The organism is Nonomuraea sp. CA-141351 (assembly GCF_050944675.1).
GTDB lineage: Bacteria > Actinomycetota > Actinomycetes > Streptosporangiales > Streptosporangiaceae > Nonomuraea.
Genome location: NZ_CP191982.1, coordinates 9161896 through 9179071 on the forward strand (window position 1 = coordinate 9161896; position 17176 = coordinate 9179071).

Below are 17176 nucleotides of genomic sequence, written 5' to 3' on the forward strand. Positions count from 1 at the left end.
TCGGAGGCCGTGCGGACCGCGACGGACCTGCACAGCATTGTGGCACGACCTCGCGCTTCATACGGCCACCTCCCGGCGGTTGTCCTCCACCCTAGGCCGACCGAGACAGTAGTGCGTACGGAAGCGGGGCACTGATACCCGAAAGCAACCGTTATGACTGTTTCATTCAGTCACTCTTCGTGACTGGCGGGACGTGAATTGCTAGCGCGGTAACGTCATCATCCTGTTCATATCCAGACAGCATCCGGTCAACCAGGAAGTCCAGCAACATATGCGGACTACTCACGACCTCAGGCGGCGCTTCGGTCACAACACTGCAAAGCTCTGCCAAACCCGCGTCCAATCCGCGCTTCCTGTTCTCCACGAGGCCGTCGGAGTAGAGCACAGCGGTATGGCCGGGCGGCACCACGAACCGGAACTGCCTTCGGCTGGTCGGCCAGCCTAGCGGAGTGCCGGGCTCCCCGTCGCTCAGGATCGCCGTGCCCTGAGGCGAAACCAGGACGGGTGGCGGGTGTCCGGCCAGGGCCAGCGTGCCCTCGCCGGTGCCCGGCTCGACGACCATGTACGCCAGAGTCGTGACCTGCTCTTCTTCCTCTGTGGCCTCGAAGACCCGATCGAGGCCGGTGAGCACGGCCGCGGGCGGCGGGTTGGTCAGCGCCAGCGCCCGCATGGCGTTGCGGATGCGGCCCATGCCCGCCGCGGCCTTGACGCCCTTGCCCATGACGTCTCCGACGACCGCCGCGACACGCCCGTCCTGCAGCACGAACGCGTCGTACCAGTCGCCGCCGACCTGGACGTGGCGGCTGCCCGAGCGGAAGCGCTGAGCCAGCACCAGGCCCTTGACCACGGGCAGGCGGTCGGGCAGCAGGCTGCGCTGGAGCGTCTCGGCGGTGCGGTGCTCGCGCTCGAACAACGTGGCCCGCTCGACCGCCAGCGCGCACTGGCCGGCCAGTGCCTCCAGGAAGACGCCGTCCTCCTGGGAGATCTTCTGTGGCCTCGTGAAGGAGAACCGGAGCGCTCCCAGTGCCCTGCCTGCCGCCAGCAGCGGTAGGCCGACCCAGGCCCGCTCATCGCCGTGGGTGAGGAAGTTTGCCAGGACCTCCTCGTCGTCGCCCGCCTCGAGCAGCTGAGCCTTCAGCGACTCGGGCGACTCGGCGAAGACCGGCCTGCGGCTGTTGACCGCCATGGTCATCACGTTGGAGTGGGACAGCGGGATCTCGTCGCCGGTGACCCCGGAGGCCTCCAGGATGCCCTCGCCGTTGATCAGCTTGAGCGCCGCGCGATCGGGGTCGAGCAGCGCCACGGCCGAGCGGTCGGCGGCCAGCGCGGTGCGGCCGACGTCGATGATGACCTGCACGACCTGCTCGACCGTCAGGGCTTCGGCCAGCTGGGCGGTGGCGCCCTGGAGCCGGGCCGTGCGCAGGGCGGCGGCGCCGAGCTGGTCGGTCAGCCTGCCGCGCATCTCCTCGGCCTCGCGCTGCGGCGTGACGTCGGTGTTGGCGCCGACCCATTCGACGACCCTGCCGTGCCTGATGATCGGCACGGCCCGCACCTCGAAGTGGCGATAACCGCTGGCGCGCGTGCGCACGCGGTAGTTCCACTCGAACATGGTGCGCCCGCGCAGAGCCTCCTTCCAGGCCTCCTCGGTCTGCTGGCGCTCCTCGGGGTGGACGACCTCCAGCCAGCCGCTGGCGAGGTATTCCTCCAGGCCCTGGCCGGTTATGGCGCGCCACTGGGGCGCGTCCTCGACGACGGCGCCGGTGGGCGAGGTGATCCAGACCAGCTGCGACTGGGCCTCGACCAGCGAGCGGTAGCGCTCCTCGCTGCGGCGCAGCGCCTCCTCGGTCTGGCGGCTCTCGGTGACGTCCTGCCCGATCAGGGTGATCGCGCGCAGCTCGCCCGCCTCGTTGTGGACCGGCGAGAACGACAGCGACCAGTGCCTGGTGTCGCCCTCCGCCGACCGCACGCGTACGCGGCTCTCGGTGACCGGCGCGTCGCTCTCGATGACGGCCTGCACGGCGTGGGTGATGATCTGGCTGAGGTCGGCGGCGAGCACCTCGGCGGGCTGCCTGCCGGCCATCCGCTCGGCGGGCACGTTGACGACATCGCTGAACACGTCGTTGACCCGCTGGATGCGGCCATCGCCGTCGAAGAACGCGAAGGCGAACTCGGCCTCCGACAGCATGCCCTGGAAGAGGGCGGAGTCTGAGATGTCCACATCCGACTCCCGGGGACGGGGAACGGAGGTCTCGGCGCTCATGGTCGGCACCTCCGTCGCGTGCCAGGGTCTCCCACGCGGCACATCTCCATAACTGTGTATCGGCGTAGCGCAGCTCCGGGCGACCGGATTCTGCAGTACATCATCGGCGATGGGTAGGTGTGGACGGAAGCCCCCGTCGCGGCCCGGTCGCCTTTAGGGTCTACGCATCCTGTCAAAGTCGCTCCACGTTGCGCAGCAAGATCAGGTTACAGCGCCAGATTGCCGGGAGCCGAGTCCCGGCCCCAACTACTTGGCCGCGCGCTTCGCCTCCTGCTTGGCGGCCCGCACGCGGGCCAGGCTGTCGGCGTCGAGCACGTCGGCGACCGACCGGTGTGACCCCTCCTCGCCATAGAGTCCGGCCGCCTCACGCCAGCCTGACGGTTGGACCCCCAGCTGCTTCCCCAGCAATGCCAGAAAAATCTGGGCCTTCTGCTTGCCGTATCCCGGAAGGGCCATCAGTCGTTTCAACAACTCTTTGCCGTCAGCCGCGCCGGCCCACATCTTCTCCGGCTGACCGTCGTAGTGCTCGACGAGATAGGCCGCGAGCTGCTGGATCCTGGCCGCCATGGACTTGGGGTAGCGGTGCACGGCCGGCTTCTCCGCCAGCAGCGCGGCGAACGCCTCCGGATCGTACGAGGCGATCTCCCCGGCGGTGAGGTCGTGCCCCAGCCGCTGGGAAATCGTATACGGCCCCGTGAACGCCCACTCCATAGGGATCTGCTGGTCGAGAAGCATGCCGACGAGCAGGGCGAGAGGACTGCGGCCGAGGAGCTCGTCTGCCTCACTCCGCTGGGCGAGCTGGATGCGCATGGAGACAGCTTCGCATGAATGGCCACCGGGTGAAGTGAACACAACCATCGCGGAGCCTTGACACGCGCCCGAGAAAAGGTGAAATGAGAGCGCAAGTCGCCCTGCAGACATTCCTGGGGGTTTGCCCCTAGGTCTCCAGAGGAATCTCACACCTATGCTCGCTCTGGCCACACGGTTCCTGCGGGAGCCGGTCAGTCTCAGGCTGGCCGAAGAGTTCCTGACCGTGCCCGTGGACACGATCGACCGCTGTGTGGCCGACGTGTGCGCGTGTGCGCAGCATCTCGGCGTCTCGGCGACGCCGGAGATCGTGGAGCGCATCGCTCGCGAGCACCTGCTCGCGATCGTCAACTCAGCGCCTCCGCCCAGAAGTTCCCGGTAAGACAAAGAAGGCCCGGAAGTCCAGTTAAGTCCCATCCGGAAGTCCCCGATAACATCGGGGTCACCAGGCCGAGTTCTAAGCACCGTTTGCGCCTGGAATACGAGAGAGTGAGGGTGTGCGCCGACACCGACGAGATCCCCGGGAGAGCACCCCGCCAGACGACGTGTTCAAGGAGATGGTGCAGGCGGCTCGTGAGCTGCTGGCCGTGCGCACCCCACTGGACGCGGAACTGATGGTCTCCGACATGATCGGTGCCTGGTGGGGCAGGCGGGTCAGGGGCGGTGACGTGGAGCAGGTGCTCGGGGAGGGGCTGGTCGACTACGCCGCCAAGGCCGGCACGCCGGCCTCGCTGACGTTGCTGATCTGCCTGGCCTACCTCGGCACGGCCCGCCAGGGCGCCAAGGCCGAGGGCGCGGCGCTGGCGATGATGGAGTCGGGGGTGGCCAGGCCGGGCTGGGCCGACCGGGTGGGCGCGGTGAAGCCGGCCGGGTGCTACGTCTCCCGCGACGCGTACGGCGACCAGGACACGGTGATCTGCACCTTCGCCTACCGCTGGAACGAGAACTCGCTCCCCGCGGACCGCCACGCGCTGGTCATGGTCGTCGACTACAACATGAGCGGCATGGCCCGCGACGCCTGGGTGTCCTCGCAGGTCGACAAGCTGCTGGAGCAGGCCAGGGCCGAGGCGGCGGGCAATCCGCTGCTGCTGTTCGAGGAGATCGAGCCCGACCAGGCCAGGGCGCTGCTGGAGTCGGCCATGAAGGCCACGCGGGAGCCGAAGACGCCGCCGCCCGTCAGCGACAGCTACAGCGCCTACCACGCCTTCGCCCGGGCCAGGCTCAAGGCGCTGCCGCCGGGGCGCAAGAGGCCGGCGCCGCTGCACACCGAGGCCCCGTACAGCAGGGAGCGGCGGGCCATGCTGGCGGCGGAGTTCCTGGCGTCCGACGCGGCCGAGCACCTGTCCGACCCCTCGGCGGCCTCGCGCTGCGCCGACCACATCATCGACTACGGCTGCGACCAGGACTTCAACCGGCCGCTGCGGGTCAGCCCGACCAAGTGTGAAACGTTCCTGCTCGACTGGCTGCCGCGCAAGGTGATGCTGAGCGTGGCCGAGCAGGAGGCGATGCCGCATGCGTTGTCGGCGTGGGTGCGCTTCGCCGCCGCCCGCACGGGCCTGCCCGAGCAGGGGCTCAAGGCCACGCTGGACGCGGTGTGGGAGGCGATCGGCAAGTTCCCCGAGGCCTACCGCGACCCGACGTCGTTCGGGCTCGACCGGCCGCTGCTGGAGCGGCTGCTGCCGGACGGCGACCTGTCGGCGCTGGCCAGGCGGGCCTTCGCGTTCCCGTTCCTGCAGGGCACGCACAACGGGATCGAGCTCGACAAGCTCAACCCGGCCGACGAGGCCGACCGGCGCACGTTGCTCGAGATCGACCACGGCGGCACGATCGACCAGGAGCACCTGGCCTGGCACGAGGAGATCGCCACCCGGCTGTGGGAGGGCGACCCGCCGCAGCTCTGGGAGGCCGCGCAGCGCCTGCTGGACCTCGGCCACGACCGTCACGACGTGCTCCACGTGCTGATCGAGATCGCCGAGCGGATCGGCGACGACCCGGACGAGCTGGCGGCCGCGCTCGACGACATCGCCGACATTCCCGACGAAATCTAGGTACGCGATCAGCCTCGTACAGCAAGACAGGCCAGGTGGGCACGGCGACTCAGCCATTGTTCGCCACGCCGGGACAGGCGCCGGGATAGCCTCTACTGCCATGGTGATCGACCTCAACGCGGACCTGGGCGAGGGCTTCGGGATCTGGCGGCTCGGCGACGACCTCGCGCTGCTCGACATCGTCACGAGCGCCAATGTGGCCTGCGGCTTCCACGCGGGCGACCCCGTGACGATCAGGCGCACGTGCGCGGCGGCCGTCGACCGCGGGGTGACGATCGGGGCGCAGGTGTCCTATCGCGACCTTGCGCACTTCGGGCGCAGGGAGATGGACGTCGAGCCGGAGGAGCTGTGCGCCGAGGTGCTCTACCAGATCGCGGCGGTCGACGGCATCGCCAAGGCGATGGGCGGCCGGGTCTCCTACGTCAAGCCGCACGGCGCGCTCTACAACCGGATCTGCCGCGACGAGGTGCAGGCGGCGGCGCTGATCGACGCGGTGACGGACTATGACCCCTCGCTGCCGGTGCTCACGCTGCCCGGCTCGGCGGTGCACGCGGTGGCGGCGGCCGAGGGCGTTCCGACGGTGAACGAGGCGTTCGCCGACCGGGCGTACACCCCCAAGGGCATGCTGGTGTCGCGCAGGGAGCCGGGCGCGGTCATCCACGACCCCGCCGCGGTGGCCGCCCGTGCCCGCCAGATGGCCGTGGAAGGCTCTGTGACGGCCGTTGACGGAAGCTCCGTACCGATTTCCGCCCGTTCCATCTGCGTTCACGGAGACACACCTGACGCCGTCCGGCTGGCGCAGGGCGTGCGGGACGCGTTGCTGGCGGCCGGAGTGGTCCTGCAGGCGTTCGCGTGATCCGTACGGCCGGCGAGCACGGGCTGCTCGTGGAGACCGGCTCGCTGGAGCTGTCGCACCGGCTTGACGCGGCGCTGCGGGCGGATCGGCCCGCGGGGGTGGCCGAGATCGTGCCCGGGCCCGAGACCGTGCTCGTGGTGGCTCCCGGGGCGGATCAGGGGCGGTTGCGGGCGCGTCTGGCCGAGGTCGTCGCCCGGGAGCGCGGCAAGGACGGCGCGAAGGCGGCCGAGGGGGCGGTCGTGACGATTCCCGTCGTCTATGACGGCGCGGACCTCGATTCCGTCGCGGCGCTGGCGGGGATCACGGTGGACGAGGTGATCTCCCGGCATTCGGGGCGTGAGCTGGTGGTGGGGTGGCTGGGGTTCGCGCCGGGGTTCGCCTATCTGACCGGGCTCGATCCGGTGCTGGAGATGCCCAGGCTGGACACGCCGCGCACGTCGGTGCCGGCCGGGTCGGTGGCGGTGGCGGGGCCGTACTCCGCCGTCTATCCGACCGCCTCGCCGGGCGGGTGGCGGCTGCTCGGGCGCACGTCCGTGCGGGTGTGGGACGTGGCGGCCGACCCGCCCTCGCTGTTCAGGCCGGGCATGCGCGTGCGGTTCATACCGGTGAGGGAGCGCCGCCGTCTGGAGGAGCGGCGGGAGCGAAGCGACCAGAGCGGGGGAAGACGGCGGCATCAAGGGCGACCGAACCCGCCTTCCGAAGGAAGGCCATGAGCATGATCGAGGTGCTGGCGCCGGGCCCGTACGCGACCGTCCAGGACCTGGGGCGGCCCGGTTTCGCCCATCTGGGGGTGCCCCGCTCGGGAGCAGCCGACGCGACGAGTCTGCGGCTGGCCAACAGGCTCGTGGGCAACACGGAGGGGCTGGCGGGGATCGAGCTGACGCTGGGCATGGCGCGGCTGCTGTTCCATGACGGCGCGTGGGTGGCGCTGACGGGCGCGTCCGTGGACTCCGCGGCGGGGATGGGGGCGCCGTTCTGGGTGCCGTCAGGAGCGGAGCTGCGGCTGGGCATGCCCGCCTGGGGGTTGCGTACCTATCTGGCCGTCCGCGGCGGGATCGCGGTCGAGCCGGTGCTGGGCAGCCGCTCCACCGACTCGCTGTCCGGGCTCGGGCCCGAGCCGCTGCGGGCGGGCACGCTGCTGCCCGTCGGCCCGCCGGAAGGCGAGATCCGCGTCGATCTGGCGCCGCCGCCCGAGCCCCGGCCCGCCGTGCTGCGGGTGACGCCCGGGCCGCGTGACGACTGGTTCGCCCCGGACGCGCTGGACGTGCTGTGCGCGCGGCCGTACACCGTGAGCCAGGACAGCAACCGCGTCGGGGTACGCCTGAGCGGCGCCGAGCTGGTCAGGGCCAGGAAGGGCGAGCTGCCGAGCGAGGGCATGGTCACCGGGGCGATACAGGTGCCGCCGAGCGGGCAGCCGATCGTCTTCCTCGCCGACCACCCGCCGACCGGCGGCTATCCGGTGATCGGCGTCGTGCGCGAGGCCGACCTGCCGGTCGCCGCCCAGCTCAGGCCGGGCGACGTGGTGCGGTTCACAGGTCGACCCGGCCGGTGACGCAGGTCACGACGGAGCCGCCCACCCACACGCTCCCCTTCTCATCGGTGGAGATGTGCACGCGTCCCGAACGGCCGAGCAGCGTGCCCTGGCTCGCCACGTACGGGGCCTTGGCGCGGCCCGTACGCAGCAGCCACTGCGCCAGGGAGGCGTTGAAGCTGCCCGTCACGGGATCCTCGATGGTGGAGCCGTGCGCGTGCGTGAACGCCCGCACCTCGAAGTCGTACGGCGACCCCTCGGGGTAGGCGCCCGCCACGCCCACGAAGCACGGGACGAGGCCGGGGCGCAGCGCGAGCACCGAGCCGGCGTCCGCCAGCAGCACCGCCACCCAGCCTGGGCCGTTGTCCGCCCACTCCGCGTCCACGATGCCGGCGCGCTCGATGCCGAAGGCCTCGGCGATCTTCTCGACGAGCGGCTCCTCCACGGGCCCGGACTTCACCAGGGGCGGCGCCTGGAACGCCAGCCCGTCGCCGGTCCGGCCCACCCGGACGAGCCCGGCCCCGCACTCCTGGACGATCTCGCCCTCCTGCCGCGGCACTCCCCCGGCCTCCAGCCAGGCATGGCAGGTGCCCAAGGTCGGGTGCCCCGCGAACGGCAGTTCCTCGCTCGCGGTGAAGATCCGCACCCGGTAGTCGGCCTCGGGCGAGCTCGGGGGAAGGAGGAAGGTGGTCTCGGCCAGGTTCGTCCACGCGGCGAACCGCTGCATCTCCTCGGCTGTCAAGCCCTCGCCGTCGAGCACGACCGCGAGCGCGTTTCCGTGGTACGGGGTGGCCGTGAAGACGTCCACCTCGGTAAATGGGCGCAACATAACAGGAGTCTCGCAGACAGGGTCTTTCCCCGTGGACACAGCGCCCCCAGACTGGACGGTGTGGCGGACTTTGATGTTGTGGTCCTGGGTTCCGGGCCTGGCGGGCAGAAGGCCGCGATCGCGGCGGCGAAACTCGGCAAGCGTGTCGCGGTGATCGAGAAACGGCACATGCTCGGCGGCGTGTGCATCAACACGGGGACGATCCCGTCGAAGACCCTGCGCGAGGCCGTCCTCTACCTCACAGGGCTCAACCAGCGGGAGCTGTACGGCGCCAGCTACCGCGTCAAGGACGAGATCACGGTCACCGACCTCGGGATGCGCACGCAGCACGTGATCGGCCGGGAGATCCAGGTGATCCGCAGCCAGCTCGCCCGCAACCACGTGACCGTGTTACAGGGCACCGGCCGCTTCCTGGACCCGCACACGATCGGGATCACCCACGAGGAAGGCACGACAGAGGAGACGAAGATCTCCGCCGAGAAGATCGTGATCGCCACCGGCACGTCGCCCGCCCGTCCCGGCAGCGTCGAGTTCGACGACAAGACGATCATCGACTCCGACGCGATCCTGCATCTCGACCGGATCCCCGAGACACTCGTCGTGGTGGGGGCCGGGGTCATCGGCATCGAGTACGCCTCCATGTTCGCCGCGCTCGGCACCAAGGTGACGGTGGTGGAGCGGCGTGAGCGCATGCTGGAGTTCTGCGACCTGGAGATCGTGGAGGCGCTGAAGTACCACCTGCGCGACCTGGCCGTGACGTTCCGCTTCGGAGAGAACGTGGCCGCGGTCGAGCGCCGCCCGGGCGGGGCGCTGACCCTGCTGGAGAGCGGCAAGAAGATCCCCGCCGACTGCGTCATGTACTCGGCCGGGCGGCAGGGCAAGACCGCCGAGCTGTGCCTGGAGGCCGCCGGCCTGGCCGCCGACGACCGCGGGCGGATCTCGGTGGACGCCAACTACGCCACCGAGGTGCCGCACATCTACGCCGTGGGCGACGTGATCGGCTTCCCCGCGCTGGCGGCCACCTCCATGGAGCAGGGCAGGCTGGCCGCGCAGCACGCGTGCGGGGAACCGGTCGTCGACATGCACGAGCTGCCGCCCATCGGGATCTACACCATTCCCGAGATCAGCTTCGTCGGGAAGTCGGAGGACGAGCTGACCCGGGACAAGGTGCCGTTCGAGGTGGGCATCTCGCGGTACCGGGAGCTGGCCAGGGGCCAGATCATCGGCGACTCGTACGGGATGCTCAAGCTGCTCGTCTCCCCCGAGGACCGGCGGTTGCTGGGCGTCCACGTGTTCGGGACGGGGGCGACGGAGCTCGTGCACATCGGGCAGACGGTCATGGGGTGCGGCGGGACGGTCGACTACCTGGTCAACGCCGTGTTCAACTATCCGACGCTGGCCGAGTCGTACAAGGTGGCCGCGCTGGACGCGATGAACAAGATGCGGGTGGTCGCCCGGCTCACCGCCGGCATGTGATCACCTACAGGGTCCACTTCTGGTTGGCGGCGCCCGTGCAGGTCCAGATCTGCAGGCGGGTGCCGTCCGCGCTGGAGTTGCCCGTGACGTCGAGGCACTTGTTCGCAGTGGGGTTCACCAGGTCCCTGCCCGCGGTGTAGGTCCACTGCTGGTTGGCGCCGCCCGTACAGCTCCAGAGCTGGAGCTTGCTGCCGTCGGCGGTGCCGCGGTCGACCACGTCCAGGCACTTGCCGAGCGCGCGCAGCGTGCCGTCGCCCGGGCGGGTCCACTGCTGGGCAGCGCTGCCGTTGCAGGTGTAGAGCTGCACGGCGGCGCCGTCGGCGGCGCTGCCGCCGGCCACGTCCACGCACTTGCCCGCCAGGCCCGTGACGGTGCCGCCCGGGCTGCTGCCGGGCGTGCCCGACCAGGTGAAGGTCGCGGTGGTACGGGCGGGCAGCGTGTACACGAACGACTGGTTGCCCCAGTTGACCCTGACCGACTGGGCCGAGGTGCCACCGTTGTGGGCGATCAGGGCCTTGGAGCCGTCGGGGTTGCGCCAGGCGACGTTCTGCACGGTGCCGTTGGCGGTCGAGTCGATCCGGTACGCCCCGGGCTTGACGAACTTGGTGAGGTGGCCGGTCGTGTAGTACTCGATCGTGTAGTCCACCTGGCCGGCGCGCGAGCCGCCCTCCTGGACCGTGATCAGGCCGGTGCAGGTGCCGCAACCGCCGTTGTGCGGGCCCATGCCCTGGTTGACCCCAAGACTCCACTTGACCACGCTGCGGCTCCAGTTGCGGGTGTAATTGACGATGTCGGCCATGTCCTCGTTGTGCTGGTTGGTGATCCAGGTACCGCCGGAGTGCTCGGTGCTGAACTGGGGCACCGACGGGTACTGGCCGTGCACCTGCGTGCCGACCGCCGGGTCGCCGAAGTAGCCGTGCCAGGCGATGCCGCCGAACAGCGGGTCGCCGCGCAGCGCCGAGTCGGCCAGGATGGGGCCGCCGATCTGGCCGTAGTCGCCGTAGTTCCAGTCGTGTACGAGGACCTTCGTGTTGATCCCGGCGGCGCGGAAGGCCGGGTAGACGAAGTTCTTGGTCAGCTCGATCAGGCCGGAGGCGTTCCAGCTCATGCCGGGGTAGTTCATCGCGGTCGGGTTGGACGCCTGGCAGCAGTTGGGCTCGTTCTGGACCGAGAGGTAATCAACCGGGACCCCGGCGGCCTGGTAGCTCTGGAGGTACTTGACGAAGTACTGGGCGTACATGCTGTAGTACTCCCACTTCAGCCAGCCCATCTGGTCCATCCGGCCGTTGTCCTTCATCCAGCCTGGGGCGCTCCACGGCACGGCCATGATCCGCAGCGCCGGGTTGAGCTGCCTGGCCTGGACGGTCAGCAGGCGGACGTTGGTGTCGTAGCCGTTGGCTCCGAAGTCGTTGAGGTCGCAGCAGGTGTCGTCGAGCGAGACCATGCCGGGGCGCGACAGGTCGGACGCTCCGATCGGGTTGCGGACGAACGACAGGCCGATCCCGTCCGTGGGCGAGAACAGCTTGCGCATCACCGCGTCGCGCGTGGCCGCGGTGACGGGGCCGCCGCGCAGCAGGTACGCGGTCGTGTCGGTGATCGACGCGCCGCCGCCCTCGAACTGCTGGTACGTGGCGCCCTCGTTGACGCTGATCGTCTGGTTGGCGGTACCGCCCGCCGGGCCGAAGGCGATCGGGGTCTGCTGCTGCAGGCCGCGGGTGACGACCCGGCCTCCGGAGTCGGATGTGGTGGTGAGCCAGACGTTCACCGGCTCGTTGGCGGCGTGCGCCGGTACGGGCACGGCCAGCGCTAACAGGATCGCGCAGGCCAGGGTGAGAATGCGGGACACGGCGTGGTTTCCCTTCCGGGCGGGGGGTGACGCCCATGTAACAAATGAAACAAGAAAGAAACTTTCTTTTACGTCAACATGGGCAAGCCGCAGCGTCAAGGCCTGCTTTGCGAATGAAACAAATGAAACAATCAGGCAGGCCCGGTGGAGCCCCGGACGATCAGCTCGGTTTCGAGCGAGACGTGCAACGCCTCCACCGCGTGGCGGCTGAGCAGCCGCATCAGCAGGGTGACCGCCATCCTGCCCATCTCCTGCAAGGGCTGGCGCACGGTGGTGAGGGCGGGCGAGGTGGCCCTGCTCACGTCGATGTCGTCGAAGCCCGCCACCGAGAGGTCGCCGGGAACGCTCAGCCCGCGCTCCGCCGCCGCCCACAGCGCCCCGACGGCCATCTTGTCGTTGAACGCCACCAGCGCCGTCGGCCGATCCGGCAGGTCGAGCAGCTCGCACGCCGCGAGGTAGCCGTGCTCGGTGCTGGGCTCAGGCACGTTCCGTACCAATTCGGGCGCGAGCAGCACCCCGGCGTCGGCCAGCGAGGCCGTGTAGCCCGCCAGCCTGGCCTCACTCGGCAGCCACGCCACGGGCCCGCCGATGATCCCGACCCTGCGGTGGCCGAGCCCGACCACATGCGCCATCAGCTTGCGACCGCCCGCGAAGTGAGCGGCCGACACCGCGGCGATGTCCTTGGGCGGGGGCGTCCTGGGGTCGATCACCACGAACGGGAATCCGCGGTCACGCAGGCGTACCAGCTCGTCGCCCGGCTCCGGGGGCAGGATCAGGATCGCGCCCGCGATGCCCTGCCTGCCGGGGAGACCGGCGAGCACCGGGGCGTCCTGGGCGGCCTCGCCCGCGCCGAGGATCATCTGCCTGCCGTGCAGCTCGATGGTCTCCCCCACCGAGGAGACGATGAGCCCGAAATAGTCCGTCAGCACGTACGGGCAGCGCACGTAGACGGCGCCGGGCGACGGCTCCTGGATCGTGCGCGGCCTGGGCGCCTGGTCGCCGAGCCGGCCTACGGCGCGCAGCACGAGCTCGCGGGTGTGCGGGGCGACGTTGGCCTGGCCGTTCAGTACGCGGGAGACGGTGGCGATGGACAGACCTGTCTCGGCCGCGATGTCACGCACCGTCGCGCGCGCCCTACCGGCCCCGGTCGCCATCCACGCCCCCTGCCTCCGCCCTGCCGCCAGGATAGCCACCGCGTGGGGGCGCGCCAGGGCGGAAGCGCGCGCTGCGAGCCGAGGTCAGTCGGCGGCGGGGCGGCGGGTGCGGGGTGGGGGCTTCTTGCGGCCCGCCACGAGCGTGTCGCCCGGCACGGGAGCAGAACTCTCCGCCCGTGTGGCGTCCCCGCCCTTGGCGCGCGGCCGCGGGTGTGGGGCCGTGTCTTCTGTGGCCGACGCGGCGGATTCCTCCGGCTTCGGGACGGGCGGTTCGTCGGGCGTGTCCGGATCTCGGAGTGAGGCGATGACGCGGTCCGCCTCCGTGTCGGCCGCGAACTCGTTCGCCGCCTCCGACTCCCTCCGCCGGATCACCACCATGTGGTCCACCGACACCCGTCCCGCGCCCACCACGGCGAGCAGGAGGGAGGCGGCGCCGAGCAGGATGAGCTCGTTCATGCTGATCGGATTGAGCGGCGGGGCCACCAGGAAGACCGCCAGCGCCTCGGCGAACAGGATCAGCCCGGTGGCGGAGACGGCCAGGCCGGCGATCAGGAGCGCGCCGCCGATGAGCTCGGTGAGCATGGTGATCGTGGCCCAGGCGCCGGGTGCGGGGGCACCCTGCTGGAGAAACTTCGCTCCGGTGGCCTTGAGCCCGTCTTCCAGCTTGGTCCAGCCGTTGGCGAAGAAGATGCCGCCCACGCCGACGCGGGCGACTAAAGCAGCAAGATCACGGAGGGCCTGTTTCACGGTAGTTGTCTGCCCTAATCGGGACATGGCACACCTCAATCACGGCTGAGCAGCATGGCCACCGCGACGGCGGTCAGGCTGAGCAGGACGACGCTGACGACCACGGTCGTGTGCAGAGCGTTCACGAAGGCCCACCGCGCGGCGTCCATGAGGGCGCCGCCCGCGCTGCCGCCGACCTCGTGGGCGACGTGCGCGGCCCCCGCGAGCGACTGCCTGGCCTGGTACATGCCGCTCGCGGACACCCCGGGCACGGAGGGCAGGCCGGGGGCGTACACGATGGTGGTGATGGTGCCGAGCACGGCCACGCCCAGCCCGGCGCCCAGCTCGTACGCGGTCTCCTCGATGGCCGCGGCCCCGCCCGCCTGGGACTCCGCCGCCGACGACATGATCGTGTCGGAGGCCGCGAGCAGCGCCACCTGCACCCCGAACCCGATGCCCACGAAGCAGAGCGCCAGCATCACGGGATGGCCCTCGACCCCCCAGCTCAGGGTGGGGGTCAAGGAGAGGGCGACGAGCCCGAGCCCGCCGCTCATCGTGGCCCGCATGCCGATCCTCGGCAGGATGTGGGCGGCGGCGAGCCCGCCGGAGATGGCCGAGATCACCAGCGGCAACATCCGGACCGCCGCGCGCAACGGACTGTCGCCGAGCACGAGCTGAAGGTACTGGGCGAGCATGAGCTGCAGGCCCACCAGCGAGAACACGCCGAGCAGCACGCCGACCACGCCGGTCGCGAACTCGCGCCGCCTGAACAGCCCGACCTCCAGCAGCGGCGCGCGCAACCGCGCCTGCCGGCGGATGAACAGGCCCAGCAGGGCGAGCCCGGTCAGGAACACCAGCACCGACGCCCACAGCGGCATCAGGGTGCCCGCGCCCGCCTCCTTCAGTCCGAACGCCAGCGCCAGGATGCCGAACACCGACAGCACCGCGCTCGTGGCATCCCACGGGCGATCCTTGCGGACGGGTGAGTCCGGGAGCAGGCGTACGGCGGCGGGCAGCAGCGCCAGCAGGATCGGCACGTTGATCAGGAAGACGGCGCCCCACCAGATGCCGACGAGCACGCCGCCGATGAGCGGGCCGACCGCCGCCCCGGCCGCCGCGACCGCGCTCCAGACGCCCAGCGCGATGGCGCGTTCGCGCCTGTCGGTGAACACCTGGCGGATCAGCGAGAGCGTGGCCGGCATGATCATCGCGCCGCCGATACCGAGCAGCGCCCTGGCCGTGATCAGCGTCGTCGGCGTCGGGGCGAGCGCGGACGCGGCCGAGGCCAGGCCGAACAGCACGTAGCCGCACAGGACCAGCCGTTTTCGCCCGTACCGGTCGCCGAGCGTGCCGAACACGATCAGCAGCGGCGCGACCACCAGGGAATAGATGTCGATGATCCACAGCAGCTGCACCGCGGAGGGCTCGAGCGCGGCCGTGAGCGCGGGCACCGCGATGTGCAGCACCGTGGCGTCGACGGTGATCAGCAGCAGACTCACGCACAGCAGAACGAGAATGGACCAGCGGCGGTCCCGGTGGTCCTGATCGGCAGTCCGTACGAGGGGTGCGGCCTGTGTGACGGTCATGGGCCTCCTTGCAGGCCGATCCGTTGACAGGGCCCGCACGTGCTCTTGGTCGGTGGCGCGGGAAGCCCGGCTCGTCACTCGCTCCTCCCGAGCTCTTCAGCCTCGACTCCCACCGCTCCGGCTTGCGTCGCAGCTTAGGGCATGTCAGGCACTGGTCATAGCGGTATCGGACGATCCACCCCTGCCCGGGAACCTCTCTAGAGAGATACAGCCATATGTCGGTATCTATCCAACATTGGCCCACCAACCGATCATGGACCCGTGGGGACAAATGCAAGTGACAGAAATGGCAATTTTTCCGACAGGTCCTCACGTGAATGGTGTGACGAGGCTCTGGCCAGGCTGAACGCCGGCCGTCCCGAGTCCGCGCTCGACGCCGCCCGCCGCGCGGCCGACCTGGATCCAGGCGCGGAATGGGCGTACCGGCTCATCAGCCTCGCCCACGAACGGCTGGGCCGCGACGCCGACGCGGCGCCCGCCGCCGAGCGGGCCGTGGAGCTGGCCCGCGGCTCCTGGCCGGCCCGCCTGCGCCTGGCCGCGATCCTGCGCCGCGTCCCCGGCCGCTGGCAGGAGGCGGTGGAGCACGCCACGCTCGCCGGGAAGTTCGCGCCCGAGGAGCCCGGACCCGAGGTCATGCGGGGCGACCTGGCGCTGCTGCGCGGCGACCACATCCGCGCCGAGCAGGCGTACCTGGCGGCGCTCACCATCGACCCCGGGCATCCCCAGGCCCGCGTGAACCTGGGCCTTTCCCTGCTGCGCTGGGACCGGCCACGCTCGCACCACGATCCCGCCTGGCCGATCGACCCGCGCGACTCGGGCAGGGCAAGGCGGGCGCTGGAGGTCTGGTCCCGCCAGGCCCGCCTCCTGGTCGCCGTCGCCACGCTCGCGATCGCCGGGGCGGCGCTCTTCCTCGACTGGGGCGCTCAGGCCGTGCTCGGCGGGTTCGCGGTGCTCGCGCTGCTGGCGCCGCTGACGGTCAGGCAGGCGCGGCGGGTGGGCGTCTGGTCGTACGTGCCCGCGATGCTCTGCGGGGACCCCTGGCTCGGCACGGCGCTCGTCTCGACGGTGGTGTCGGTGGTCGCGTTCGCCGCCTGGCTGCTGCTGGGGGCGATGCCGTCCGTGCCGTCGGCGTTCGATCCGGTATGGGCGGGGCTGGCGGGCATCGTGGTGCTGGGCTGGCCGGCGCTGGCGGCGGTGCGGGCACTGGCCGAAGCGTGGCGCGGGCATCCCCTCCTGGCGCTGGCCGAAACCGCCCGCGCCCGCACGAACCAGGCACAGCAGGCCGGGGCGGCGTGGGTACAGGTCGAGCGCGTCGCCCGGAGGAACATCGGCGTGATGCTCTGGATCGTCCTCGGCCGCACCTGGTCCGTGCTGGTCCCACTGGTCGGCGGGGCCCTGGCTGTGGAGCCGAGGGCGGCCGTCGCGGCGGTCGCGGTGCCGTACCCGATGATCCGGGGCTATCTGCGCACCCGCCACCGCGACGACCGGTGGCTGCCGGTCGCCATCGCACTCGTCGTCCTGTCCGCCGCCGCCTGCGCGGCGGGCGGCCTGCTGGGAGCGTGGCGGGTTGAGCCGGCCGCGGCATGGGCGTGGCGGGCCGGGCTGGGGGCGATGGCCGCGGCGATGGTCGTGTTCGCCGCGAGGGCCGCGCGGGCCTGGTGGCGGGGCGGGCCGGGCCCTTGGCGGGCGTCCCTGATCATGTGCGACCTGCCCGTGGGCGCCGAGCCCTCCGTCGCACTGGACCCGGAGGTGCGCCAGACCTTCTCGTACGCCCGCGGCATCGTCCTGTCCTTCGGCGACTCCCTCGGCCCCAGGGTCGCGGGCGCGGTCGCGTCCGTCACGTCGTCGGGCGAGCTGCGGGTGATCCCGGAGACGGAGGCGTGGGAGGCCATCGAGGCCGATCCCCGGGTGGCGGTGTTCGCGGCCGACCCGCTGCAGCGGCGGTTCTGGGTCGAGGTACGCGGGATCGCCATGGCCGACTCGGACGTCCTGCGCGTCACCCCCAAGCAAGTGCTCGTTGGCGAATTCCCTGGGCGGCACCAGCGACGGTAGCTAGA

14 protein-coding genes are annotated in these 17176 nt (G+C 70.8%); 7 read left to right on the forward strand and 7 right to left on the reverse strand.

Annotation, left to right across the window (positions count from 1 at the left end; genetic code table 11):
• Positions 1 to 166: 166 nt before the first annotated feature.
• Positions 167 to 2260, reverse strand: a complete 2094-nt coding sequence (locus ACQPWU_RS43075; protein WP_433431427.1) for a SpoIIE family protein phosphatase — start codon at positions 2258 to 2260, stop codon at positions 167 to 169.
• A 246-nt stretch (positions 2261 to 2506) separates the two neighbouring features.
• Entirely contained in the window at positions 2507 to 3070 is a 564-nt protein-coding gene (locus ACQPWU_RS43080) for an HhH-GPD-type base excision DNA repair protein (protein WP_360709880.1), read from the reverse strand.
• A gap of 154 nt (positions 3071 to 3224) precedes the next feature.
• On the opposite strand from ACQPWU_RS43080, the gene ACQPWU_RS43085 reads away from it, so the two are divergent.
• From ACQPWU_RS43085 to ACQPWU_RS43105, 5 genes are all read left to right on the forward strand, one after another.
• Positions 3225 to 3449 (forward strand): hypothetical protein, encoded by a 225-nt coding sequence (locus ACQPWU_RS43085; RefSeq protein ID WP_185078019.1) that lies wholly within the window; start codon positions 3225 to 3227, stop codon positions 3447 to 3449.
• Between the two features lie 175 nt (positions 3450 to 3624).
• Positions 3625 to 5115 carry a hypothetical protein gene (locus tag ACQPWU_RS43090; RefSeq protein ID WP_433445429.1) on the forward strand — a complete coding sequence of 497 codons (1491 nt, stop codon included), beginning with the start codon at positions 3625 to 3627 and terminating at the stop codon, positions 5113 to 5115.
• 100 nt (positions 5116 to 5215) lie between these two features.
• On the forward strand, positions 5216 to 5971 hold the full coding sequence (locus ACQPWU_RS43095) for a LamB/YcsF family protein (protein ID WP_433431428.1): 756 nt from the start codon (positions 5216 to 5218) through the stop codon (positions 5969 to 5971).
• Positions 5968 to 6684, forward strand: a complete 717-nt coding sequence (locus tag ACQPWU_RS43100; RefSeq protein WP_433431429.1) for a 5-oxoprolinase subunit B family protein — start codon at positions 5968 to 5970, stop codon at positions 6682 to 6684. Before ACQPWU_RS43095 ends, ACQPWU_RS43100 begins: the two co-directional genes overlap by 4 nt.
• Positions 6681 to 7523 carry a biotin-dependent carboxyltransferase family protein gene (locus ACQPWU_RS43105; RefSeq protein ID WP_433431430.1) on the forward strand — a complete coding sequence of 281 codons (843 nt, stop codon included), beginning with the start codon at positions 6681 to 6683 and terminating at the stop codon, positions 7521 to 7523. The genes ACQPWU_RS43100 and ACQPWU_RS43105 overlap by 4 nt, the downstream gene beginning before the upstream one ends.
• Here the strand turns inward: ACQPWU_RS43105 and ACQPWU_RS43110 are convergent.
• On the reverse strand, positions 7501 to 8331 hold the full coding sequence (locus tag ACQPWU_RS43110) for a PhzF family phenazine biosynthesis protein (RefSeq protein WP_433431431.1): 831 nt from the start codon (positions 8329 to 8331) through the stop codon (positions 7501 to 7503). The genes ACQPWU_RS43105 and ACQPWU_RS43110 overlap by 23 nt on opposite strands.
• A gap of 60 nt (positions 8332 to 8391) precedes the next feature.
• Here ACQPWU_RS43110 and sthA point away from each other — a divergent pair, with 60 nt between their 5' ends.
• Entirely contained in the window at positions 8392 to 9807 is a 1416-nt protein-coding gene (sthA, locus tag ACQPWU_RS43115) for a Si-specific NAD(P)(+) transhydrogenase (RefSeq protein ID WP_433431432.1), read from the forward strand.
• Between the two features lie 4 nt (positions 9808 to 9811).
• Here sthA and ACQPWU_RS43120 read toward each other — a convergent pair whose 3' ends face one another.
• The 4 genes from ACQPWU_RS43120 to ACQPWU_RS43135 form a co-directional block, all read right to left on the reverse strand.
• Positions 9812 to 11653, reverse strand: coding sequence for a ricin-type beta-trefoil lectin domain protein (locus ACQPWU_RS43120; protein ID WP_433431433.1), 1842 nt, complete (start codon positions 11651 to 11653; stop codon positions 9812 to 9814).
• Positions 11654 to 11784: 131 nt separating this feature from the next.
• A complete protein-coding gene (locus ACQPWU_RS43125; RefSeq protein WP_433431434.1) occupies positions 11785 to 12807 on the reverse strand; it encodes a LacI family DNA-binding transcriptional regulator in 1023 nt (340 codons plus the stop codon).
• 84 nt (positions 12808 to 12891) lie between these two features.
• On the reverse strand, positions 12892 to 13554 hold the full coding sequence (locus tag ACQPWU_RS43130; protein ID WP_433431435.1) for a DoxX family protein: 663 nt from the start codon (positions 13552 to 13554) through the stop codon (positions 12892 to 12894).
• A gap of 35 nt (positions 13555 to 13589) precedes the next feature.
• The gene (locus ACQPWU_RS43135) at positions 13590 to 15119 is read right to left on the reverse strand and encodes an MFS transporter (RefSeq protein WP_433431436.1); all 1530 of its coding nucleotides are present in this window, start codon (positions 15117 to 15119) and stop codon (positions 13590 to 13592) included.
• Positions 15120 to 15380: 261 nt separating this feature from the next.
• Between ACQPWU_RS43135 and ACQPWU_RS43140 the strand changes: the two genes are divergently transcribed.
• The gene (locus ACQPWU_RS43140) at positions 15381 to 17171 is read left to right on the forward strand and encodes a hypothetical protein (protein WP_433431437.1); all 1791 of its coding nucleotides are present in this window, start codon (positions 15381 to 15383) and stop codon (positions 17169 to 17171) included.
• Positions 17172 to 17176 lie beyond the last annotated feature (5 nt).